The sequence below is a fragment of the Mycobacterium sp. E735 genome, assembly GCF_001666955.1.
Lineage (GTDB): Bacteria > Actinomycetota > Actinomycetes > Mycobacteriales > Mycobacteriaceae > Mycobacterium.
The window spans coordinates 1-6955 of record NZ_LZIX01000012.1; the positions used below are offsets into that span (position 1 = coordinate 1).

6 protein-coding genes and 1 tRNA gene are annotated in these 6955 nt (G+C 66.9%); 4 read left to right on the forward strand and 3 right to left on the reverse strand.

The genetic code is table 11. The features are described from left to right. The coding region (locus A5704_RS01500) for a helicase HerA-like domain-containing protein (RefSeq protein WP_067781071.1) at positions 1-1290 on the reverse strand (1290 nt) is incomplete at its 3' end. Positions 1291-1407: 117 nt separating this feature from the next. Here A5704_RS01500 and orn point away from each other — a divergent pair. From orn to A5704_RS01515, 3 genes are all read left to right on the forward strand, one after another. Next, positions 1408-2055, forward strand: coding sequence for an oligoribonuclease (gene orn, locus A5704_RS01505; RefSeq protein ID WP_067760557.1), 648 nt, complete (start codon positions 1408-1410; stop codon positions 2053-2055). Between the two features lie 45 nt (positions 2056-2100). Next, positions 2101-2176, forward strand: a tRNA-His gene (locus tag A5704_RS01510). A 132-nt stretch (positions 2177-2308) separates the two neighbouring features. Then, entirely contained in the window at positions 2309-2665 is a 357-nt protein-coding gene (locus A5704_RS01515; protein WP_067760604.1) for a hypothetical protein, read from the forward strand. A gap of 8 nt (positions 2666-2673) precedes the next feature. Here the strand turns inward: A5704_RS01515 and A5704_RS01520 are convergent, their stop codons facing one another. Together A5704_RS01520 and A5704_RS01525 are read right to left on the reverse strand one after the other, a co-directional pair. Continuing rightward, on the reverse strand, positions 2674-3870 hold the full coding sequence (locus A5704_RS01520) for an Ig-like domain-containing protein (protein ID WP_082950092.1): 1197 nt from the start codon (positions 3868-3870) through the stop codon (positions 2674-2676). 201 nt (positions 3871-4071) lie between these two features. Further along, positions 4072-6429 carry an MMPL family transporter gene (locus A5704_RS01525; RefSeq protein ID WP_067760602.1) on the reverse strand — a complete coding sequence of 786 codons (2358 nt, stop codon included), beginning with the start codon at positions 6427-6429 and terminating at the stop codon, positions 4072-4074. A gap of 195 nt (positions 6430-6624) precedes the next feature. Between A5704_RS01525 and A5704_RS01530 the strand changes: the two genes are divergently transcribed. Beyond that, positions 6625-6955: GNAT family N-acetyltransferase (locus A5704_RS01530; RefSeq protein WP_156737579.1), on the forward strand; the 331-nt coding region annotated here is incomplete at its 3' end.

Genomic DNA, 6955 nt, shown 5'->3' on the forward strand with positions numbered 1-6955 from the left:
CGCACTGCTTTTCGCCGTGGCCGCTATCGCGTCGTTTCCAATCGACGCCATCAGCGACCGCGGCACGCGCATGCGGGTCCACGCGACGGGCGTGGGCGCGCCCTTCTCGGACAGCACCGTGACCACGGCCTCCCCGATACCCAGCGACGTCAGCGCCGATTCCAGGTCGTAGACATCGGTTTTCGGATACGTCCGCACGGTCTTGCTCAGCGCCTGTTGATCGTCGGGGGTGAACGCCCGCAGCGCGTGCTGGATCCGGGCGCCGAGCTGGGAGAGCACATCGTTGGGCAGGTCGGTGGGCAGTTGCGTGCAGAAGAACACCCCGACGCCCTTGGAGCGGATCAGCTTGACGGTCTGCTCGACCTGCTCGAGGAACGCCTTGGAGGCGTCGGCGAACAACAGGTGCGCCTCGTCGAAAAAGAAGACCAGCTTGGGCTTGTCGATGTCGCCGACCTCGGGCAGCACCGCGAACAAGTCGGCGAGCACCCACATCAGAAACGTGGAGAAGATGACCGGGCGTAGCGACTGACCGCTGAACTCGAGCAGCGAGATGATGCCGTGACCCTGGTCGTCGACGCGCAGCAAGTCCTGAGGATCGAGCTTCGGCTCGCCGAAAAACGTGTCGCCGCCCTCGCCGGCGAGGTTGACCAGCGCCCGCAGGATGACGCCCGCCGTCGTCGGTGAAACGCCGCCCAGGTCTTTCAGGTCGGCCTTGCCCTCGTCGCTCGCCAGGTGGCTGATCACGCCACGCAGATCACCCAGGGTGACCAGCCGACGGTTCGCCTGCTGGGCCCAGTGAAAGATCAGCCCCAGCGTCGACTCTTGAGTGGCGTTGAGCCCCAACACTTTCGACAGCAGAACCGGACCGAAGCTGGCAACCGTCGCGCGGACCGGCACGCCCAGTCCCCCGGTGCCCAGCGACAAGAACTCCACCGGGAAGCCGGTCGCCGCCCAGTCGTCGCCCGTGTCTTTGGCGCGCGCGGCGGTCTTGTCGTTGGCCTCCCCCGGCCGGGCCAGACCCGACAGGTCGCCCTTGACGTCGGCCATCATCACCGCAACGCCCGCCGCACTGAGTTGTTCGGCGATCAGCTGAAGTGTCTTGGTCTTCCCCGTTCCGGTCGCACCGGCCACCAGGCCGTGCCGGTTGATCGTGGCCAGGGGGATGCGAATCTGCGCCGTCGGGTCGACGGCGCCGTCGACGACGACCGTGCCCAATTCGAGTGCCTGCCCGTCGACGGCGTACCCGTTGGCGATCCGGCGCGCGGGTGTTTCCGCGGATTCGGTGCTCATCGTGGTGCCCCCGTTCCCAGTGCTTCGGCAGGTGGTCCGGCAACGCTCACACTACTTCTCCGGCGCAATTAGGGGCGATGGCCGGCGCGGGCGGCGCGGGAGCCTAGTCTGAGCGCTGTGCGAGACGAGTTGGTGTGGATCGACTGCGAGATGACGGGGCTGGACCTCGGCTCCGACAAGTTGATCGAAATCGCGGCCCTGGTCACCGACGCCGATTTGAACATCCTGGGCGACGGCGTCGACGTGGTTATCCACGCCGACGACGAAGCGTTGTCGTCGATGATCGACGTGGTCACCGAAATGCACACGCGTTCAGGGCTGATCGACGAGGTGCGGGCGTCGACCGTCGACCTGGCTACCGCCGAGGCGATGGTGCTCGACTACGTCGGCAAGCATGTCAAGCAACCCAAGACGGCGCCGTTGGCGGGCAATTCCATCGCCACCGACCGTGCGTTCATCGCCCGCGACATGCCCGCGCTGGATTCGTTCCTGCATTACCGGATGATCGACGTGAGCTCGATCAAGGAGCTCTGCCGGCGCTGGTATCCGCGGATCTATTTCGGCCAGCCGGTCAAGGGGCTCGCGCACCGCGCGCTGGCCGACATTCACGAATCGATCCGCGAGTTGCGGTTCTACCGCCGGACGGCGTTCGTCTCCCCGCCGGGACCTTCTACCAGCGAGATCGAGGCCGTAGTCGCCGAACTGGAGGGCGACGGCGGCACCCCGAACGAAATCGATTCGGCCACCGAGCCACCGACCGGCTAGTATCGACGTCGCCGCTCGAAGGCCTCGAGGCCGCCGGCGGCGATGGTGGCTGTAGTTCAGCTGGTAGAGCACCAGGTTGTGATCCTGGATGTCGCGGGTTCGAGCCCCGTCAGCCACCCCAATCGGCCGGAGGCCCGTGTTGCTTCCTGACCGCCGGGTCGTTGCGGCCCCCGGCACGCGATTGCACCCTGAACGGGAGGGACAGCGCGCCGTGCCGCCGAACCGCCAATTGCTCCCCCTGAACGCGGCCATCATGGGTTGCGCTGTCCTGCTCGCGGGCTGCGGGGGGTCGAACCACACGGCGACCACCGTCACGTCGACGGTGCCGGCAGCGACCAAGACGGTGACCGTGACCGCCGTGCCGCCGCCCCCGCCGGGACCGAAGACGACCATCGAGTCGGACGGCACGTTCATCGTCGGCAGCGACATCGCACCGGGCACCTATCGCAGCGCCGGGAAATACGGGTGCTATTGGGCGCGTCTGCGCAGCCTGGACACCAATGACATCATCGACAACAACGTCAACGACGGCCCGCAGGTGGTGCAGATCCTGCCCACCGACCGCGCGTTCATGACCAGAAACTGTGCGGCCTGGCACAAGGTCGACTGAACCGCACGTCAGGTGTTGGCGTTGCCCGCTTTCCACTGCGGCCAGGGAATGTTCCAGTCGCCCAACCCCTCGGTGCCGGGCAGCGTCGGCCCCACAGTGTTGATGACCTCGACAATGTCGCCGGTCTTGCTGTGGTCATAGAACCACTCGGCGTTGCTGGGGCTCACGTTCAGGCACCCGTGGCTGGTGTTGGTGTGCCCCTGGGCGCCGACCGACCAGGGCGCGGAATGCACGAAGACGCCGCTATAGGACATCTGGGTGGCCCAGTCCACTTCGGTGCGATATCCGTTGGGCGAGTTGACCGGAACACCGTAGGTCGACGAGTCCATGATGATGTGCTTGAACCGGCCGCCGATGATGTAGAAGCCGTTGTCCGTCGGCGTGCTGTCCTTGCCCATCGACGTCGGCATCGTCTTGACCACCTCACCGTTGACGCGCACGGTCACCGTCTTGGTGGTGTCGTCGGCGGTCGAAATGACCTCGTCGCCAATGGTGAAGTGGGTCTTGACGTTGTCCTCGCCGAACATTCCGTCACCCAGGTCGACGCCGTAAGTGTTGACCGCCACATCGATGGCCGTCCCGGATTTCCAGAAATGCTCTGGGCGCCAACGTACTTCGCGATTGTTGAGCCAGTAGAAGGCGCCCTCGACGGGCGGGTTTGTGGTGATCTTGATCGCCTTCTGCGCGGCGGCGCGGTCCGCGATGTTCTCGTCGAACCGGATCGCCACCGGCTCACCGATGCCCACCACCTCGCCGTCGCCCGGGGCGACGTAGGGCATCGTCAGGTGGGCGGGCGAACTGGTCTGGAAGGTCATCTGCCGATTCGCCGCGCCCCCCATGCCCAGCGCTTTCACGCTCAGGGTGTAGCGCCTGTTGTAGCCGAGTTGCTCGGTGGTCGACCAGCGCAGCCCGTCGGGGCTGAGCTGCCCGCTGATGGATTTGCCGTTCTCGTTGACCATGGTCACCGACGCGAGAACACCGTCGGCCACGCTGACGGTCACAGGGGCGTCGACGGTGACACCGACGGCCCCGTCGGTCACCGAGGAGGTCAGCTTCGGGACGAGCAGGTCCGCGAATGGGGTGCCCTTGTCGAAGATCACTTTCGCCGGGGCAGCGGTATGGCTGCCCCCGCAGGCGACGCCGAACACAGCAACCGAAGCGATCGCGGCGGCCAGCCACGATCGTCGTCTGCGCAAAGGCGTCATCGAGTGACCTTCCACGAAATCCGATGTAGTTGGTCACCGCTGACCAGAAACAGTGCATGCATTGTAATGCGTTTTGTGCACAAGCACGCCGACCTTGACAGGTCCGTGATCAGGTGTCACGCAGGGCCGGCCGGAAGGTGCGCTCAGGCCGGTTGGCCGACCCTGTCGCGGCGGCCTCTACCCGCGCGAGCCAAGAGTGGGCTAGTGACGATACGTCGCGGCTTTGGTGGGCCACCTCCGGATCGACGGGCGCTCCGGCTCGGCCGCGTCAGCGGCCCAGCGCCGCCGCCCCACCGCGGCGGCCGCGTCTTCACCCGTATCGGACCGTTGCCGCAGCACCTCCAACGGTTTGGGGGCCCACCACGTCCATCGGCCGAGCAGGTGGATGAACGCGGGCACCAGGACCATCCGCACCAGGGTGGCGTCGGCGAGGACGGCCAGGGTCAGGCCGACGCCGAGCATGCGCATGAACGACACGTGCGCGGGGATCAACGCGGCGAAGGAAATCGACATCACCACCGCCGCGGTGGTCACCACCCGGCCGATGCCGGCGATGCCCAGGGCCGTGCTCTCGTCGGTGGCGGCGCGCGCCTCGGCCGAAGTGGGCGGCGTTTCCTGGATGGCTTGCGACGCCTGCCAGTATTCGTGGATCCGGGATACCAGGAACACCTCGTAATCCATGGCCAGGCCGAAGGCGATGCAGAACAACAGCACCGGGATGTTGGCGTTCAACGTGCCGTTGGGCGTGGTGCCCAGCGCGCCGAGGTTGCCGTCCTGGAAGATCCACACCATGGCCCCGAATGCGGCCGTCAGCGACAGCAGGTTGCACGCCAACGCTTGCAGCGGCAGCACCGCGCTGCCGGTCAGCAGGAACAGCAGCGCGAAGGTGATGACGGCGATCAACCCGAACACCAGGGGTAACCGCTTGGTGATCGCGCCGACGCTGTCGCGGTTGATCTGCGCCAGCCCGGTCATCTCCGTCGACCGTCCCGCCGGTCCGGGGACCTTGTGCAGCTGGTCGAGCTGCGCGTTCGACGCCTGCGAGTAGAGGGGCGCGCTGCTGGCCACGGTCAAGAAGGCGCCGCCGTTGGCAGCGCCGGCGGCCGTCGCGGGCGGTCCCATCCGGTTGCCGGCGACGAATGTCCCGGTCGGGGCGGTGACCGAGGAGACGTCGGACACGCGCGACAGCGCGGCGGCGTAGCGGTTCAGGTCGGCGGCCCCCACGCCGCGGGCGTCGGGGACGACGACGGTGACGCCGTTGCCGAATCCGTTGGCGAAGTCGTCGTCCAGCATGTCGGCGACTTGGCGCGCCGACGCGGACCGGGGCAGCACCCGCTCGTCGGGAAAGCCCCACTTCACGCCCAGGAACGGGACGCCGAGCAGGAGCAGCAACGCGACGACGCTGAGACCGACCGGCAGGGCGTGGCGCAACACGTATCGGGTCGACCGGTACCAGAACTGCTCCTCGAGCGGCTTGTGCGCGTGATCACGGAACGACCGCTGCCCGTGCAGGATGCGATGCAGCACCCGGCGGCCGTCGAGGGAGTCCAGCCGGGGACCCAGCAGCGCGATCGCCGCGGGGGTGACGACGACCGCCGCGATCGCGACGATGGCCGCGGTGGCCACGATGGTGTAGGCCGACGATTTCAGGAAGTACATCGGGAAGACCGCCATCACAGCCATCGACAACCCGACCGTGGTGGCGGAGAACAGCACCGTGCGACCCGCGGTGGACATGGTCCTGCGCAGTGCCCGCTCCCGGTCGCCGCTGCGCGCCAGCTCCTCGCGGAAACGACTGATGATCAGCAGGTTGTAGTCGATCGCCAGGGCGAGTCCCATCGCGATGCTCAGGTCCAGCGCGTACGTCGACACGTCGGTGGCGAAGGTGATCAGCCGCAACACCGACATGGTGCAGACGATGGCGAGGGTGCCCAGCACGATGGGCAGTGCCGCCGCCACCACGCCACCGAGCACCCAGACCAGCACCGCGAAGCTCAGCGGGATCGCGATGGACTCCATCAACAGCAGGTCACGCTCGTTCTGGTCGTTGATCTGGGCGTACGCCACGGCCATGCCGCCGGCGCGCACCGTGACGCCGTCGCGGTCGTGCACCAATTGGTCGGTGAGCCGGCTGGCGTACTTCTGGGCGTCGTTCTCGCCGCCCTTCAGGCCGGCCACGATCATCCCGGACTTCTGGTCCTTGCTGACCAGTTGGGCGGCGGCCTGCGGCGGGGCCGTCCACGCCGACGACACGTTCAGCACCCATGGTGATGTCTTCAAGCGGTTGGCGATGTCGGTTCCGACGTCGCGCGCCTGATAGCTCTGGGCTCCGTCCGGGGCGGTGACGACGATGATCATCTGCTGGTCGGTCTGGTTGAACTTGTCCCGCAGTACCTCGGTGGCCCGCGCGGATTCCGAGGTCGGGTCCTGAAAGCCGCCCCCCGACAGGTTGTTGATCACCGGAAGACCGAAGACGGCCGCCGCAACGAGGACCAGGAAGGCGAGCCCGATGATGCGGCGCGGCGCGGCGATGGCAACTCTGGTGATCGCCTGCAGCATCTTCGGTCCTTTCAGCTCGAAGTCCCCCGGCGTATCCCTATACCCGAACCGGACGCACTGACCCACCTTCACCGGGACGGGCGGCCATGTTTGGTAATCGATCACTCGGGTATCGGAGTCAAACGGGAGACCGCACTGCGTCATTCGCTGTGCGGAGCGACTGTTCGGCTGGGCGATAAGCGGATTGGATGCGTGATGACCTCGACGGACGACGCCATCAGCATGAGGCATCCAACCGAAGACGACCTCGCCGCCGTGTATGCGAACCAGGCTCGCACTTTCGGTGATCCGGTCGACCCACGCGGCGTCGAGGCGTGGAAACGACGCGTCAGCGTCGATGACATCCTCGTTGCCGAGGACGCCTCCGATCCTCAGCAACCGTTCTTGGTGGGGACGTCGATCATCTATCCCACGCGACTCACCGTGGCGGGCGGCGCCAGCCTGCGGGCCGCGTGGCTGACGATGATCGCCGTCGCGTCCACTCACCAAGGCAAGGGCGTCTGGGGGCAGCTCAGCGCGAAGGGGC